The following is a 16,578-nucleotide window of genomic DNA, read 5'->3' as shown; positions in this document are numbered from 1 at the left end:
AGTAGAACAAATTGTTAGGGACTTCAAAAAATTAATCAATTAAAGGGGTAAATAAACACATGAAAACAGCATTACTAAGCGTTTCAGATAAAACAGGTGTCGTTGATTTCGCCAAAGGTTTAACTAACTTAGGTTATCGATTAATTTCAACTGGGGGAACCAAAAAAGTAATTGAAGATGCAGGTATTGATGTGACTGCAGTCGAAGAAGTTACGGGATTTCCTGAAATGCTAGATGGGCGTGTGAAAACACTTCATCCACGAATTCATGCTGGCTTGTTAGCTCGTCGTGATTTGCCAGAACATATGCAAGCACTCAAGGATCATAATATCGATACGGTCGATTTGGTCGCAGTTAATCTTTATCCATTTAAAGAAACAATTCAAAAGGATGGAGTGACTGAACCAGATGCAATTGAACAGATTGATATTGGTGGACCAAGCATGTTGCGTGCCGCTGCAAAAAACTTTGCTGATGTGATTACAGTTGTTGACCCTAACGAATATAATAATGTCTTAAATGCAATCCATGATGGCTCAGATGACCGAGCTTTCCGTCGCAATTTAGCTTTACAAGTATTCCGCCACACTGCGGCCTATGATGCACTAATTGCTCAATATTTGGGCGGTGACGAAGAATTCCCAGATAGCTTAACGTTGACCTACAATAAAGTTCAAGCACTGCGTTACGGTGAAAATAGCCACCAAAAGGCAGCTTTTTATGAAGACGCAATGCCAGAACCATTCTCAATCACTCAAGCTGAACAGCTTCATGGTAAAGAATTGTCATTTAACAATATTAAGGATGCTGATGCCGGTTTACGGATGAGTGCAGAGTTTGATCAGCCAGCTGTGGTGGCAGTCAAGCACATGAATCCATGTGGGATTGGACTAGCAGATAATATTGAAGAAGCTTGGGACCGCGCGTATGCTGCAGATAGTACTTCAATTTTTGGTGGGATTATTATCTTGAATCGGAACGTTGATTTAGCAACGGCTGAAAAAATGCATGCGTTATTTTTGGAAATGATTATTGCACCAAGTTTTGACGATGATGCATTTGAAGTGTTAGCTAAGAAGAAAAACTTGCGGTTATTGACGGTTGATTTCGATGCGCGTCCAGAAGCCGCATTAGAAACAGTCTCGGTGATGGGTGGATTGTTGCGTCAAGAACAAGATTTAGTTCACGAAACAATTGCTGACTTCAAAGTCGTTTCTGAAAAACAACCAACAGAGCAAGAATTAAAGGCATTAGAATTTGCACAAATTGTCGCTAAACATGTTAAAAGTAATGCAATTGTCGTGGCAACCGATGAAATGACACTCGGGATTGGGGCTGGCCAAATGAATCGGGTTGGTTCAGCTGAAATTGCCATTACACAGGCAGAATCTGCTGATAATTATGGTCAAGCCGTCCTAGCTTCTGATGCATATTTCCCAATGGGCGATAGTGTCGAATTTGCAGCCAAACATGGTATTAAGGCAATTGTTGAACCAGGTGGTAGTATACGTGATCAAGAATCTATCGACAATGCCAACAAATATGGTGTCGCCCTTGTCTTTTCAGGAAGAAGACACTTTAGACACTAGAAATGAGTGCAACAAGAAGCGTTCAGCTGCTGAGGATTAACAGAATAACTGTGTTAATCGGTTTAGGATTAATACAGTTATTATTGTTAAACGTAGGCAGTTGCTTTGTGGAACACGATTATGAAAAGTTGTGTCACTGACCGTAAAGCCAATGAGCATTAACAAAGCATCTCTAATTGTGATTTATACAATTGGAGATGTTAAGTTAAGCGGAGTTGGTTGTTCAGTGAAAGCACGATTATAAAAAAGTTGTGTCACTGACCGTAAAGCCAATGAGCATTAACCTAGACAAAAATTTTATCTGGTTTATGATAAAGGTGTTTTCGTAGTTAGGTAAGTGATTTGCTGATTTGAGCACATTTCAGATCAAAAGTGAGATTAACCAAAACCAAAATAATGATTACAGGAGTTTTCATCATGGCAAAAGTTTTAGTCATTGGTAGTGGGGCAAGAGAACATGCCATCAGCCGCCAATTTTTGAAAAGTGAACAGGTCGAAAAAGTATTCGTAGCACCGGGGAATCCTGGGATGGCTACGGCCAATTTAGAATTAGTTCCAATTGACGAATTAGCGTTTGGTGACTTAGTAAGTTTTGCTAAAACTGCTAGTATTGATTTGACTTTTGTCGGTCCAGAAGTGCCACTTCAAGCGGGAATTGTTGACTGCTTTTTGGATGCGGGACTCAAGATTTTTGGCCCCACCAAGAGTGCCGCTCGGTTAGAAGGATCGAAAACTTTTGCCAAAGAACAAATGGCGCAAGCCAATATTCCAACCGCTAAATATCAAAACTTTTCAGATGAGGCCAAAGCTGATCAGTATTTGAAGACAGTTGATTTCCCGATTGTGATCAAATCAGATGGTTTAGCGGCCGGTAAAGGCGTAGTCATAGCTCAAAATTATGATGATGCAATTGAGACTGTTCACGAAATGCTGGCAGAAAATAAATTTGCTGCGGATGAAATTGTGATTGAAGAATTTTTAAAGGGACAAGAATTCTCGTTTTTTGCATTTGTCAATGGCACAGAAATCATACCAATGCCATTAGCACAAGATCATAAGGCAGCTTATGATGGTGATAAGGGCCCTAATACGGGTGGCATGGGTGCGTATAGTCCAGTTCCTCAAATACCAGATGAAATGCAGGCAGAAGCGTTCGATACGGTTATTAAACCGATTGTGGAAACTCTACAAGCAAATGAAAATCCATTTTGTGGCATTTTATATACCGGTTTAATTGCCACCGATAATGGTCCTAAAGTAATTGAGTTCAATGTCCGCTTTGGCGACCCTGAGACCTCGGTTGTATTGCCTCAATTAAAGAGTGATTTTTTCAGTCTGTTAATCAAATTATTAGACAACCAACCACAAAAGGTTGAATGGGATATTGGGCAAACGTACTTATGTGTCGGTGTTGCATCAGAAAATTATCCAATGAGTTCTGGCTCAGGGGTTAATTTAAACGCGTTTAATCAATTACCAGCTCAGTTACATGTCGATTATGCGGGGACTAAACTTGATGGTAAAGCACTAGTGAGTGCTGGCGGCAGAATCCTAAGTGTCGTAACCAATGCAGATAGCGTTGAACAAGCACAAGATAATATTTATCAATGGTTGGATCAACAATCACTTGATGGATTACGTTATCGGCATGATATTGGTGACAAAGGATTAGAACCATTTCATGTAAATAGCTCGAGATATAAATAAATCAAAATATGGGTTGACGGAAAGTAATTTCTGGCAATCCATTTTTATTTTCCAAAATCACTTGCATTTGAGGTGAAAACAATTTATAGTGTAATAGTAAACTAATACACTAGCAAACGAGGAGGGCTGATTGAAATGCAGTTCGACGATAAAGTACCAATTTATTATCAAATCAAACAATACATTTACAAAGAAATTATCATTGAACACCTTAACCCAGGCGACAAGTTACCTGCAGTTCGACAATTAGCGGTTGATTTGACAGTCAACGTTAATACTATCCAAAGAGCGTTGAGCGAGTTAGTGGAAGAAGAAGTTCTAATCACACAACGCGGTAAGGGGAATTTTGTGACAACCGATATGGAAAAATTAGTTAGTTTAAAACAACATGTAGTTGAAGAACAAATTGAAGTGATGTATGACCATTTAACGGAACTACAAGTCACTCCAGATGAAGTCTTAGAATATTTAACAGCCTACATGAAGCAAAGAAAGGAACAAGATAATGGATAATTTATTAGTCATTAATCAGCTCACTTACAAGCGCAACATGCGGGTCTTGTTAGACGACGTTTCGTTAAGTATTCCAGCCGGATCAATTATTGGTTTGCTGGGAGATAATGGGGCTGGTAAAACAACTTTAATGCGATTAATTTCTGGTGCTGCAACCAATTATAGTGGGAGCATCATCATTGATGGTGAAGTTGATAAGCCTACTATGAAGGGGCTCGTTAGCTTCAGTGAACAACTTAACGGGGCGGCAACTGACGCCAAATTAGAGGATTTAGCCAAATTTTATGATACGATTTATCCAGAATTTAGTATGGATAATTTCAATCAATTAGTTTCGAATTTTAATTTGAATCTCAAACAGAAACTCAGTCAATTATCCAAGGGGATGCGTCGTAATTTTGTCATTTCAGTTACTTTAGCACGACGAGTAAAACTGTATTTATTGGATGAACCTTTTGATGGAATCGACAGCATGAAACGTAAAAAAATCATTGAAAATATCTTGGCCTGGATGCCAGATGACGCCTCAGTGATTATTAGTGATCATCATGTCACGGACATTGCTAATTTATTGGATCAAGTGGTGATTATCAAGAATCGAACGATTGTTAATCAGATTGATGCCGATAAGATTCGTGAGGAATATAACCAAAGCATTGAAGAATATTACGAAAGTTTCTATAAGGAGGTAAATGACCATGCCTAGTTTTGCAAAATTAACGGGTGCACTTTTTCGCGACAAGGTTCGCGCTGTGCATATGGTAGTGGGTATCGAAATTATTGGAATAATTGTATCTATAATTTTAATGTTCATATCTAATTCAAAAGGGTCAATGACGGATTCAATTTTAGCGACAACCCTTGGAATTGTGATGTTAGCAGCAGGAGTCATGTTTTTGGTGTTGGCAATTCGACAGGAACGAGTTTGGACGAAAAACTTTTACCGTTTAATTCCTGTCTCTGATGCGAAGTTATACCTGGCAAATGTCTTATCCGTCGTTTGTAATTATATTTACTTCGGTATTTTACAATTGATTCTTTTATTGGTATTCAATATTGGTAGTTGGCATTATTTTAAATACATGAAGGAACTTACCCCTTCATTGTACGGAGTGACCTTTTCAACTTTGTTAATTTTAGTTGTGACCACGCTATTCTTTTGGATTTTCTTTTCATTAATTCATTTGATTGTGGAAGCTCTGAGTTCATTTTTACCAACCTTACATGAGCGGTTGTATCGGATTGTCTTGTACGTGGTTGTCTTTTATGTGGTAATCAAAGTAATCAGCTACATTAGCGGCATGGTGGTTAAAGTGGTATCTAGTGTCTTTTCATTGAATATGACACATGCGGATGCGATGAGTACTGCTGCCGTTTCAATGCTAGTGGCATCAGGTTATATGGCAGTAGCTATTATTTTACTTTCATTTATTAATGTTTTCATCTTAAATAAATGGGTTGAAACTAATCCACAAAGTATTTAAAAAAAGTAAGTGTGACATAAGTCGTTCAGCTCTTGAGGATTGCTACGACGTCCATTGAACTACGGCGAAATTCGCCAAGTTCAAATGGCAATTTCGAATGATGGATGATTTGCACTTAGAATCTTCCATCATTCGTTATTAAACGAAGAGAGTTGATTTATGGAACAGATTAAAAAAAGTCTCATCAATCCTTGATTGATGGGGCTTTTCTGATGGAGTTATTCTTCTGCTAGTTCCACTGGGACATCGTAAGTCATTAGATCTGATAAATTCGCGATAGTTACAACAGGATGAAGAACGCCTTCGAATCGGTATTCTTGGGCGTTGAGATTCATTACACCGTAATAATGGGTGTAATCGTGGTTGTCATTTCGTTTTGGGATGGTGACGGTTTTTAAAAAGTCGGTCACAGTTGTGCTGTTAATTGTCAGGTTTCTACTATCGCGCCAGCGCCACAAATTAGTTTTAATGAATCGATCAGTTGTAATTGAACGATTGGGGGTTGGTCCCGTATAGTTTGCGAGTGAAGAGCGAATTGAATTCCAAGCTGTGAAGTCAGTTTTCATTAACTTCTTCAGATTGGTGAGTTGTTTATCTAAATTGGGAGTATTCGTTAAGACGTTACTTGGGTTCTCACGTAAGGTTAGCAAATGGTCAGTTGGTTCAATGATGTAAGTGCCAGAGGCATCTGTGATGATCCAATGAAACGGATATATGGCTTCATTGTCGTACCATTGGACCCCAATTAAGGCAATTTGAGCAAGCTTCGCACGAATTTCTTTAACCGTACCATTTTGAGTTAGAAGCCATGTGGTAAAGTCTTGCGGGGATAAATTGATTTTTCCTTCAACGGGCGCATCGTAGTAATTTGACTCAACGGGAAAATATAATTCAGCCACTGACAGTCCAGCACTATTGACGCCGTCTCCAATCAGATACCAGTCTTGAATGTGTCGCATGCCACCCAGGACTGCAAACTTAGATTGATATTTGGTTGTACCGGTAACTGGTTGCCATTCAAAGTTAACTGGCAAATAAGTGAGTCGCCAAGGTGTTTTAGTTGGAAAATCCATGGTTCTCCCAAGGAGTTGCTCATTTGAATAACTGGGAACAGTTAAGCTAGTGCACATAATGTAACCTCCAATTTTTACTTCTGTAGTCTTTAAGGTCATTATATGCTTTTTTTATGGTTTGTTTAACAAAGATAGATTTAAAATAAAATCGACTAATCAACAATTTTATTTGGCATCAATCGTTAAGCATTTTATTCAATTCTGAATGGTTGGTGGCACCTTCGAGTTTTAAATTACCGGATGCATCATGGATTACTTCAAAAAAACTGCTCAATACTTCTTGATTAGGTACACCGAGTTCTTCTGTTTTGATTTTACTGTCAGTACGAATATCAACATGAGAATCAAATTTTTTTTGGCTATTATTCATATGGTTTCACTCCTAAAATAAAAGTGTACGAGACTGCTGCATCTCAAGAATATTACATGATTTCCTTTATTACAAATATATGCAACAATGTTTGCTACTCATACATTTCATCGATAGTTGATATGGTATACTTTGGTCATCTATCAGTTTGTAGGAGGGGTTAACAATGTTGGAGATTCGCGGACTAACAAAAACGTTCGGATCGATGGTAGCGTTGGATGATGAATCATTTACGATTCAACCAGGTGAAATCATGGGGTTAATTGGCCAAAATGGTGCCGGTAAAACAACTACTTTTCGGATGATACTAAATTTTATTACTCCGGATCATGGTGACATTTTATGGGATGGGCATCCATTGACGAGTGAAGATTATGATATTTTGGGGTATTTGCCCGAAGAACGTGGGTTATATCCCAAAATGAGAATCAATGATCAAATCGCTTATTTTGCTCAGCTACGAGGTATGAAAGTTCGGGACGTAAATGCTCAACTAGATCAATGGTTTAAACGTTTCAATGTAAAAGGTAAAAAGACCGACAAGCTAAAAGATTTAAGTAAAGGTAATCAGCAAAAAATTCAATTGATTACCACATTAATCCATATGCCAAAATTAATTATTTTAGATGAGCCTTTTTCTGGTTTAGATCCAGTTAATGCGAGTCTACTACAAGATGGTATCAATATGATGCGCGATTCGGGCGCCTGCATCATTTATTCCAGTCATGACATGTCCAACGTTGAAGCTTTGTCTGATAAGCTGATTATGTTAAAAAATGGCAAAACAGTTTTAAATGGCACCGTTGATGAAATTCGTAATTCATATGGACGCATTAAGTTATTTATTGAATCTAATTTAACTCGCGATGAATTGACGAGTTTTGACGGCGTTATTGATGTCAAACATGAAGGTAATCGATTTGAATTGATGTTGAAATCGCCTGAAGTAGGACAAGAAATTTTTGTAGCTGCCACTAAGAATGGTTATATTCCTGAATTCAGCCAACAAGCTCCCACGCTTGATGAAATCTTCCGAATGAAAGTGGGTGAAGCTGATGCATAAAATGTTGATTATTGCCAAACAAGTCTTTATGAAAAACGTGCGCAGTGCTTCTTGGATTTTTCTCGTTCTATCACCAGTTTTGTTATTAGGGATTTCAATTGGAATTGGCCATTTAGTCCAGAGTTCGCAAAGTAAACCAACAATTGGGGTGGTAAGTAGCGTACCAGCAATTCGTAAAAATTTTGCTGACAGTTTGCCTGGGATGAAAGTTAAAGAATATCATAGTCAGGATAAAGCTGAGACTGCCATGCAGAATAAAAAATTAGATGCTGTGCTGGCAGTACCAATTAAAAATGGAGAAATTGCAGCTAATTTACAATTAAGAGATGGTGGTAAAGTTGTTTCCACCAAGACAATTCAAGCAGTCTTGTCACAAATTCAGCTACAAGCACAAGCTACTAAGTTGAATTTGAATTCTGAACAGTTGCAAGCTTTGCTCAAACCGGCTGTTTTGAGGTCTAAAACGGTTGTCGTTGACCACGGTAAGGCTTCAACAAAAAATCAGAAGACCGACACTAGCAATCACTTAATTGCTGTTGCAATTACTGTGTTAATGTTAGTTTTCACTTTGAGCTATGGATCGATGATAGCTCAAGAAATTGCGACGGAAAAGGGTTCAAGAATTATGGAGACTATTTTGTCGTCCGTTAGTGCTACCACTCAATTCTTTGGCAAACTGGCCGGAATACTAGCGTTATTAGTGGTAAATATTTTATTTTATCTGCTATTAATCTTAGTTGCCTGGAAACCTTTGATGAAAATTGATATTGTGAAAACGATGTTGGGTAATTTTGATTTTGGTGTTTTGACATCAACAAATGGGTTAATCTTCTGCGTATTTTTCATTTTGGCAGTATTAACTTATTCTGTCTTAGCGGCATTAACAGGTTCTCTTGTGGCTAATCAAGAACAAGTACAACAAGCTGTCATGCCTATCTCAATGATTGGATTGCTTGGGTACGTGTTTGCTTTGGCTGTTCAGGGTGGCGATAGCTTAATTGTTAAAATAGTTAGCTATCTGCCATTTGTTGGCGCCTCGGTCATGCCGGTACGCTTGGCCATGAGTTTTGCGACTGTGGGGGATGCTTGGATTAGCATTTTAATTTCAGTTATCTTTTTGATTCTCTTTACCTGGTTTACTGCCAAGGCGTACAAGAGTAACGTGTTGGTTTATAACCAAGGTGGTTTTTTGAAATCCATCCGGAGTACCTTTTCAATCATGAATGCAGAACGGAAGAGTAAATAATGATGAAACTTATCCTAATAGGGGTAAGTTTTTATTTTGCCTTGACAACGTGTCGAATTGACCTATAATTGTTTGGGTCGGTTCGACATATATTGGAGGTAAAAATGTACGAATTATTAATTTTAGGTTCTTTAATGCAACGTGATATGTCGGGGTATAAGCTCCGAATTATTTTGCAAAATTCGATGATACCACGTCGTCCAATTTCAAATAGTGTAATCTATCCAGTGTTAAAGAAATTGGCAGAACAACAATACATTGAGTTATATGACGAAAAGGAAAGTGAACATTCTGGCAAAATGGCGCGTATTACTGAAGCGGGAGCAGCTTATTTAAAAGAGTTGATGCTTCAGCCAGTTGAAATGACAGCTAAACGGGAATCAATTTATCGTTGTAAGCTCAGAGCCTTGGCGGTAGTTTCAAAACCGGAACAAATTCAAATCTTACAAGCGTACCAACATGATGTGGCGGATGATTTGGACACTTATCAAGAAGTAATGGATCATCTGACTTACCTGTTAACGGTTAATGAAAATAAAAAAGATTTCCTCAAATGGAGTATTAAAAATTTGGAGTTAGCGATTAAGTTAACTTCGACTACGCTTGAGTGGCTGCAAGCAGAAATAACAGAGATTGAAGAGAGTATTGGAGAGTAATATGAAAAAAACAACACCTGGGCAATGGATAGCATTGTCCGCAATGGCCTTAGGGGTCTTTATGGGATTACTAGATGTGACGGTCGTAAATGTTGCCTTACCCACGATGGCCACCGATTTAAATGAAACCTTCACCAATTTACAGTGGGTTTTAAATGCTTATACCTTAGTTTTTGCCGTGACCTTGCTCATTATGTCCAAATTAGGTGATATGTTTGGCCGCAAGAAAATTTTCGTGGCTTCCATGGTGATTTTTACCTTAGCTTCGATTATGAATGGCATGTCGACCTCGCTCACGATGTTGAACATCGGTCGTGGCATTCAAGCAATTGGGGGTGCCGGAATGATGTCACTCTCAATGGCATTAGTGGCGTCTAATTTTGCCGGTAAACAACGTGGAACTGCGTTAGGAATCCTTGGGTCCGTAATTGGCTTATCATCAGCTTCTGGTCCGTTAATTGGTGGGTACTTGGTCGAACACTTTGGCTGGCAGTCAATTTTCTTTATCAACGTACCTGTTGGAATTATCTCTGTCATTTTATCGGTGATTTTTATTAAAGAAACGCCAAGTTTTGGTGCGAATCAAAAAATTGATTTCGCGGGGATGTTTTTATCAGCTGCCGCGTTATTTACCGGTATCTATGGATTGATTCAAAAAGAAGGCCACTACAGTTGGGGATGGACTGATCCTCGTGTCGGTGGCTGGTTGATTGCTGCGATTATTTTATTAGTACTCTTTATAATTATTGAAAGTAAATTGAAAAATCCAATGATGAACCTCAAAATGTTTAAAAATCGGCATTTTGTTGGTGCCGTGTTAGTTGCCTTAGCATTAGGTTGGGGTATTTACTCATATAATGCTTATTTAACGGCATTAATGCAAAACTACATTGGTTATTCAGCTTTTGATACTGGTGTTCGTCAATTGACGATTAGCGTCTGGTCATTAATTTTAGGACCGTTAACTGGGATCTTAGGAGCACGTTTTTCTAATAAACGATTAATCAGTGGCAGTTTGTTTCTTGGAGGAATTGGATTTTTATTACTAGCAAACGCAATGACGACCAAAGTTTCCTTCGTTGAATTATGGCCAGGGATGGTCTTAATGGGAATTACTAACGGAATGGTTAACCCATTGTTAAATACGGCCGGAATGGAAGGCGTGGCAATGGAAGAAATGGGAATGGCCTCTGGACTATTGAATGTGTTCCGCCAATTTGGAACCACAATCGGTGTAGTTAGCTTAGGATTAATCCAAAGCTCACAATATGAAAATTATTTAAATGGACATATTCATTCAATTCCTGCTACCACGGCTGTCGCAGATAAAATTAAAGATGCTTTGATTGAAGCAGGTCCTTTTTCAGGCCACACAATTGCCTTTAGTGACAAAATGAATTTAGCGCCATTTGCCCACGAGTTACAACAAGTCGTTTTGCACGCATACGATAAGGGGATGACAGCTGCCACCTTATTGTCAGCGGGAGTTGTTTTCGTTGGTGCCATTGCTGCTGGTTTATTATTAAAGAAGAATAGTTAAACATTGTCAAAATGAAGTGAAAGAAGGGTTACAGATGTCGGAAGAAACACAAATTCCAAGTAAAAAAGTTTGGATTATTATTGCAGCAGTGGGGATGTTTGCGTTTATGTCGACGCTCGATTCTTCGATTGTGAACATTGCCTTACCAATCATGTCTAAACAATTATCAATCCCCATGAACCAAGCAACTTGGGTAGTTTCAATTTATTTAATTATCATTTCTGGATTACTGACTTTCTTTGGTCGTTTAGGTGATCAAATTGGTAAAATTCGAGTCTTTAGATTTGGCACTTATATCTTTACGGTTGGGTCATTAATTGCAGGAATTAATCTGGGATTGTGGTTCTTGTTGTTTGCCCGTACTATTCAAGCGATTGGTGCTGCAATGACAATGAGCAATAGCTTTGGTATTGTCACCACGATTGCACCACCTTCACAACGGGCACGAGGGATGGCCTTAAATTCCTCATTTGTGTCATTGGGTACGATTGCTGGGCCAGGTTTAGGTGGGATTATTTTACAGCACTTCAGTTGGTCATATATTTTTTGGATTAATGTGCCGGTCGGAATTATTGCGATTATTATTGGACGGTTAGTCTTTCCTAAAAGTGCAGAAATTGATCATGATGCATTGAAATTTGATTATGTCGGTATCTCAACGCTGTTCTTATTTATCACGACCTTTTTCTTAGCTATCAATATCGGTCAAGAACAAGGGTTTTTGAGCAGCATTCCAGTGACATTAACCGTGTTTGCGTTAATTGTGTTTGTTATTTTTATTGTGCATGAATTACATGCTGAAATGCCATTATTAGATCTCACAATTTTTAAATCAAAATTATTTACTATTAGTTTAGTCGCGGCCTTTTTGGTGTTTACTAGTAACTTTTTCATTAATGTTATTTCGCCATTTTATTTTGAAAATTTGAAAGGCATTAATGCTGGTACGGCTGGATTGTTCTTGATGGTTTGGCCAATTTCAATGTTGATTGCCACTCCAATTTCTGGATATATTGCTGATTATTTTGACCAGGAATATATTACGTTATGTGGATTAACTATCTTAGGATTATCGTATTTTGGTTGGTGGATTGCAGATGCACAAACATCATCATTGTTTATTGTCTTATTGCTGGTATGTGGTGGAGTAGGGATGGCCTTTTTCCAAACACCTAATAACGCCTTAATCATGTCGAATGCGCCAGTTTCTAAATTAGGTGTTGCTGGTTCATTAAATGCCTTAGCTAGAAATCTGGGGATGATTACTGGGACATCATTAGTGACTACCGTTTTGTACGCAGCGATGAGTAAAAAAATTGGCCACAATATTACTAGTTATCCATCAGGACACGGTCACATATTTGTTTACGGGATGCACGTAGCATTCTCCTTAGCAATTGTGTTGGTGGCAATTACCTGGTTGATTACTATTTATCGGGTTATTTTAAAAATTAAGCATAACCATATGGCGACAAATTAAAAAGTTCTAGGGTCAGTAAAATTGACTCTAGAACTTTTTTTTAAGCAAAAATGACGACTGCATCTAAATTGACGCGGTCGTCATTGTCTTAGATATTATTTAATTTGGACGACAAGTACATCATTTTTGGAGATGCGGTTGACGTACGTGGTAACTGAGCCAACCATAAAACGCTCAACGGCAGACATTCCTGTGGTACCAATGACAGTTAAATCGGTGCCATGGTCGTCTGGAAATTCGCGGGCAATAACAGGCTTAGGATTACCAAATCGTACATGGGTGCTGACGTCAGTTAAACCAGCTTCAGATGCTTGTGTTTTCAAACTATCTAACCGAGCTTCGATGTCTTCTACCAAACTGTAGACTACATCGCCACTGATTGCTCCACCGTAACTATCACTAAATTGATTAATTTCGACCACGTTCAAGATGTCCAGATGAGCGCCGTTGGTCTTAGCAATTTGAATTGCACGTTCAATTAGTTGAGGTGTTGCCTTAGAACCATCAACAGGTACGAGAATTGTTTTATATTGTTGTGACATGGGGAAAACCCTCTTTCTGTTATGTTTAACATTATTATACTATTCTAAAAGGAAAGTGTAATCCCTTTCGGTAAAAAATATGTGATTTAATGATCAATCTTTCACATTATCGGCGCATATCCAATCTTTTTAGCACAACTACGATCATATTGTTGAAATCGGTTTCAGTGGGTGGTAAACTCAAAATGTTCAAGCATTTTAATAATTTTTAAGAAGAAGGGGAACGACTATGCGTTATATTTCAATGACGTCACATAATATCGGTGAGAATCTGGCAACAGAACAGTACTTAATGAACAATAAAGACTTTGGTGAACCATTACTGTTATTTTATTATGAAGAACCATGTATCATCGTTGGTCGTAATCAAAATACTCTAGAAGAAATTAATCAAAAATATGTAGATGAACATAATATCCGCGTGACTCGTCGCCTTTCTGGTGGTGGAGCCGTGTATCAAGATTTAGGTAACCTATGTTTTAGTTTCGTTGTTGATAGCGATAGCGAAGAATTTGGTGATTTCAAATCATTTACTCAACCAATCGTTGATGCTTTACATGAAATGGGAGCAACAACTGCTGAAGTTAGTGGTCGTAACGATATTTTAGTTGATGGTAAGAAGTTCTCTGGAAATGCTATGTACTCTCGCAATGGTAAAACCTTCTCGCATGGAACTTTAATGTTAGATGTTGACTTGGATGTTGTTGGCAAAGCTTTAAATGTGCCAGAAGACAAGATTAAGTCAAAGGGTATCAAATCAGTTCGTTCCCGAGTAACTAATTTGAAACCTTATCTTGCCCCTGAATATCAAGATATTACCGTTCCTGAATTCCGCGACACACTCTTGAAGAAACTATTCAAGGTTGATAGTCTGGATGAAATTAAGGACAAAGAAGTGGTTGTCACACCAGAAGAACAAACTAAGATTGATAAGATCTATGAAGATACTTATAACAACTGGGATGCCGTTTATGGTAATTCACCAGAATTTACTGTTAAGAAACGTCAACATTTCGATATGGGAACTGTTGATGCACGGATTAAAGTTGATGATGGTAAGATTTCCAATATCAAGTTCTATGGTGATTTCTTCGGACCAGGTGATGTTGAAGAATTAGCAACTGCATTAAATGGTAAGAAATACGAACGTAATGAAATTAAAAATGTTATTGATAGTGTTGATACCGCCAAGTATATTGTCGGTGTTTCAAAAGAAGAATTAGTTGATTTACTAGTTTAATCAATCCAAGAACCTGAAATGAGGTTCTTTTTTTGTGGTTGACATAGTACAATAGAAGTAATCATTAAAAACGGAGCGATTATTTTGAAATATCATAAATTTGTTTTTCTGTACCTATCCATCTCGACGGTAATTTACTATGTCGTCAATATTATTATGAATTTACAAACCGGAACGGAAATTTTTAGTTCTGAAGTAATGCCTAACTTTGGGATTATTTTAGGCTTCTATTTGTTGAGTATTTTCTTTAGCTGTAAAGAAATGCGCTTTTCGGCTTATTTAACTATTTTCATGTTGATTGTACTGTCATTTACTTTTGGTGGCGCAATGATTGTGAGCGGCGGGAGTGACATGAGTTTACTTACCAAAGTATTTATCGATGTGTTAAGCTTAGCGGGATTAGCACTGAATGTTTTGTGCTTTATTGCAGCCGGTAAACAACGAGCCAATTATCAAAATCCAAAATTAAAAGGGAAGTAAATCATGCAAATTAAAATTCAACAATTTATGGAAGACGCACTAGATGAAAAAATTACGGCCAAGGTCGTTGAAACTGATTTGGCATCAATTCAGCAAGTTGAGACCGTTACAATGGGATTAACCTTTGTTGCAGACGCTACTAAAAAAAGTGAGATTGCGCAATATAACTGGGTTGTCGACATGCCAGAAGGTGAAAAAGTTAGTGTTCGAATTGAAACTAGCGTGATTAATTTGCCCCTTGAGGATTCAAAAACCATTTCAAAGATTTTAAATGTAGAAGATGAAGCAGAAATGAACGTTTACTTAATTGCAGAAACTCCCGACATGAATAAATCTGGCCTAAGAATCGATAAATTGGCATCTGTGACTGCAGTTCAAGATGATACAGATGGCGTTTCCCACAGCGCTAGCAATTGGATTAATGATCAGCTCGCTGCGATTGTTGATATCCGTCAGAATAAAGATGATAAAGACGACGAAAAATAGGCAGCTTGCAAAAAGAATGAAAGCTGCTATACTGGAATGTATGCGATGAGTCGAATGGTCAGGCAATCTTCGGATTGTTTCGCGCAAGCGATTAATGACATTCTCATGGGACACATTTACCTGACGTATTTCAGGGTGTCCGGCAGTAGGATATTGTGGAATTGATGACTGCCTGAGATAGCTTTTGCTATCAATACACTAAAAGAGGAACCATAACAAACTTTGTTTGTTGTGATTCCTCTTTTTATTTGACTAAGTAAACTTTCTCGTCAATCAAATCGAAACTATGATAATTTTGGTTTAACTTGTTTGTGTCTGTAGAATCGATCAAGTCAGCGTATTTCCAAAAGGCTTTTGAATTGGTCGCTCCGTTGTATTCACCAATCACAATTAGTTGAATCTCAGGATAGCTGGTTCTAAGCAGTTGTAAGATTTCCCAATCGGTTTGCTGGGTATCTGGTGCCCAAGAGATGATGACAAAATCAACTGTTGAGCCATATTTTTTGATTGATTCAAGCGCATCTAAATTCTCGACGGCAGTCACGGCAGGTAAGTTAGTTTTTACTTTGGTTTGCCAGTCAAGATTATCAGTTGTCATAATTGTTTGAGTTGGTTGTAAATTACGAAGGCCTTTGGAGATGAATCCGCGACCAGCCATGATTTCAAGAACCGTGCCATCATTCGTGAATTCAGATAGATTTTTGATAAAAGGAGCGTTGATGTAAGCCCACATTCCATAAGTCGTTTCAAGATATTCACGATAGTTACGTAATCGTTGATCTAATTTAGGTAACGCTGCAGACAGTTTTTCCCAAAACTGGTCGCCCTCTGGATCACCTTGTGGGTATTTTGAAGCGAGTTTTTCAAAAATTTGATCTTGAATATCGTCTGGTAACAATAGTTTTGGTAATGGTTGGGGCAGTAGCCCATTTTTTAAAAGGCGATCACTTTCCAGCACATTATTAATTAGAAACTTAATGGTGGGATAATCTTCAAATAAGTTGGCGTATTCAGTTAGCTCAGTAATGTATTCGTCGGCACTCGCCTGATGCGCTGCTTTATGGCGCTTTTTTAATTGCTTCAGTTGTTTGGGATTCATAATTAAGTAT

17 protein-coding genes are annotated in these 16,578 nt (G+C 38.0%); 13 read left to right on the top strand and 4 right to left on the bottom strand.

Features of this window, described 5'->3' with window-relative positions:
• Positions 1 to 59 precede the first annotated feature (59 nt).
• The 5 genes from purH to FFM59_RS02405 all read left to right on the top strand — a co-directional run bounded on the left by purH (position 60) and on the right by FFM59_RS02405 (position 5,293).
• Complete coding sequence (gene purH, locus FFM59_RS02425) at positions 60 to 1,589, top strand: bifunctional phosphoribosylaminoimidazolecarboxamide formyltransferase/IMP cyclohydrolase (RefSeq protein WP_137601476.1); 1,530 nt, start codon at positions 60 to 62, stop codon at positions 1,587 to 1,589.
• Positions 1,590 to 2,006: 417 nt separating this feature from the next.
• Entirely contained in the window at positions 2,007 to 3,296 is a 1,290-nt protein-coding gene (gene purD, locus FFM59_RS02420) for a phosphoribosylamine--glycine ligase (protein WP_137601475.1), read from the top strand.
• Positions 3,297 to 3,431: 135 nt separating this feature from the next.
• A complete protein-coding gene (locus FFM59_RS02415) occupies positions 3,432 to 3,809 on the top strand; it encodes a GntR family transcriptional regulator (RefSeq protein ID WP_137601474.1) in 378 nt (125 codons plus the stop codon).
• The gene (locus FFM59_RS02410) at positions 3,802 to 4,515 is read left to right on the top strand and encodes an ATP-binding cassette domain-containing protein (RefSeq protein ID WP_137601473.1); all 714 of its coding nucleotides are present in this window, start codon (positions 3,802 to 3,804) and stop codon (positions 4,513 to 4,515) included. Before FFM59_RS02415 ends, FFM59_RS02410 begins: the two co-directional genes overlap by 8 nt.
• Entirely contained in the window at positions 4,508 to 5,293 is a 786-nt protein-coding gene (locus FFM59_RS02405) for a hypothetical protein (protein WP_137601472.1), read from the top strand. The genes FFM59_RS02410 and FFM59_RS02405 overlap by 8 nt, the downstream gene beginning before the upstream one ends.
• A 218-nt stretch (positions 5,294 to 5,511) precedes the next feature.
• On the opposite strand, the gene FFM59_RS02400 is transcribed toward FFM59_RS02405, so the two are convergent.
• On the bottom strand, positions 5,512 to 6,423 hold the full coding sequence (locus FFM59_RS02400) for a linear amide C-N hydrolase (RefSeq protein ID WP_170175906.1): 912 nt from the start codon (positions 6,421 to 6,423) through the stop codon (positions 5,512 to 5,514).
• Positions 6,424 to 6,541: 118 nt separating this feature from the next.
• Entirely contained in the window at positions 6,542 to 6,736 is a 195-nt protein-coding gene (locus FFM59_RS02395) for a hypothetical protein (RefSeq protein WP_137601470.1), read from the bottom strand.
• Positions 6,737 to 6,902: 166 nt separating this feature from the next.
• On the opposite strand from FFM59_RS02395, the gene FFM59_RS02390 reads away from it, so the two are divergent.
• From FFM59_RS02390 to FFM59_RS02370, 5 genes are all read left to right on the top strand, one after another.
• Positions 6,903 to 7,799: an ABC transporter ATP-binding protein gene (locus FFM59_RS02390; RefSeq protein WP_137601469.1), complete on the top strand. Its 897-nt coding sequence runs from the start codon at positions 6,903 to 6,905 to the stop codon at positions 7,797 to 7,799.
• A complete protein-coding gene (locus FFM59_RS02385; protein WP_137601468.1) occupies positions 7,792 to 9,045 on the top strand; it encodes an ABC transporter permease in 1,254 nt (417 codons plus the stop codon). The genes FFM59_RS02390 and FFM59_RS02385 overlap by 8 nt, the downstream gene beginning before the upstream one ends.
• Before the next feature lie 104 nt (positions 9,046 to 9,149).
• Positions 9,150 to 9,701 carry a PadR family transcriptional regulator gene (locus tag FFM59_RS02380; RefSeq protein ID WP_137601467.1) on the top strand — a complete coding sequence of 184 codons (552 nt, stop codon included), beginning with the start codon at positions 9,150 to 9,152 and terminating at the stop codon, positions 9,699 to 9,701.
• Between the two features lies 1 nt (position 9,702).
• A complete protein-coding gene (locus tag FFM59_RS02375) occupies positions 9,703 to 11,241 on the top strand; it encodes an MFS transporter (RefSeq protein ID WP_137601466.1) in 1,539 nt (512 codons plus the stop codon).
• A 34-nt stretch (positions 11,242 to 11,275) separates the two neighbouring features.
• The gene (locus FFM59_RS02370; RefSeq protein ID WP_137601465.1) at positions 11,276 to 12,721 is read left to right on the top strand and encodes an MFS transporter; all 1,446 of its coding nucleotides are present in this window, start codon (positions 11,276 to 11,278) and stop codon (positions 12,719 to 12,721) included.
• Between the two features lie 95 nt (positions 12,722 to 12,816).
• Here FFM59_RS02370 and FFM59_RS02365 read toward each other — a convergent pair whose 3' ends face one another.
• A complete protein-coding gene (locus FFM59_RS02365) occupies positions 12,817 to 13,263 on the bottom strand; it encodes a universal stress protein (protein ID WP_137601464.1) in 447 nt (148 codons plus the stop codon).
• 229 nt (positions 13,264 to 13,492) lie between these two features.
• Here FFM59_RS02365 and lplA point away from each other — a divergent pair, with 229 nt between their 5' ends.
• The 3 genes from lplA to FFM59_RS02350 all read left to right on the top strand — a co-directional run bounded on the left by lplA (position 13,493) and on the right by FFM59_RS02350 (position 15,469).
• On the top strand, positions 13,493 to 14,503 hold the full coding sequence (lplA, locus tag FFM59_RS02360) for a lipoate--protein ligase (protein ID WP_137601463.1): 1,011 nt from the start codon (positions 13,493 to 13,495) through the stop codon (positions 14,501 to 14,503).
• A gap of 84 nt (positions 14,504 to 14,587) precedes the next feature.
• The gene (locus FFM59_RS02355) at positions 14,588 to 14,983 is read left to right on the top strand and encodes a hypothetical protein (protein WP_137601462.1); all 396 of its coding nucleotides are present in this window, start codon (positions 14,588 to 14,590) and stop codon (positions 14,981 to 14,983) included.
• Positions 14,984 to 14,986: 3 nt separating this feature from the next.
• Complete coding sequence (locus tag FFM59_RS02350; RefSeq protein ID WP_137601461.1) at positions 14,987 to 15,469, top strand: hypothetical protein; 483 nt, start codon at positions 14,987 to 14,989, stop codon at positions 15,467 to 15,469.
• A 244-nt stretch (positions 15,470 to 15,713) separates the two neighbouring features.
• On the opposite strand, the gene FFM59_RS02345 is transcribed toward FFM59_RS02350, so the two are convergent.
• Positions 15,714 to 16,568 (bottom strand): SAM-dependent methyltransferase, encoded by an 855-nt coding sequence (locus tag FFM59_RS02345; protein WP_137601460.1) that lies wholly within the window; start codon positions 16,566 to 16,568, stop codon positions 15,714 to 15,716.
• Positions 16,569 to 16,578: the final 10 nt, after the last annotated feature.

This window comes from Paucilactobacillus nenjiangensis, assembly GCF_005405445.1.
GTDB classification, from domain to species: Bacteria; Bacillota; Bacilli; order Lactobacillales; family Lactobacillaceae; genus Paucilactobacillus; species Paucilactobacillus nenjiangensis.
Note: the sequence above shows the minus strand (reverse complement) of the source record. Positions and strands in the feature narration are given on the sequence as shown.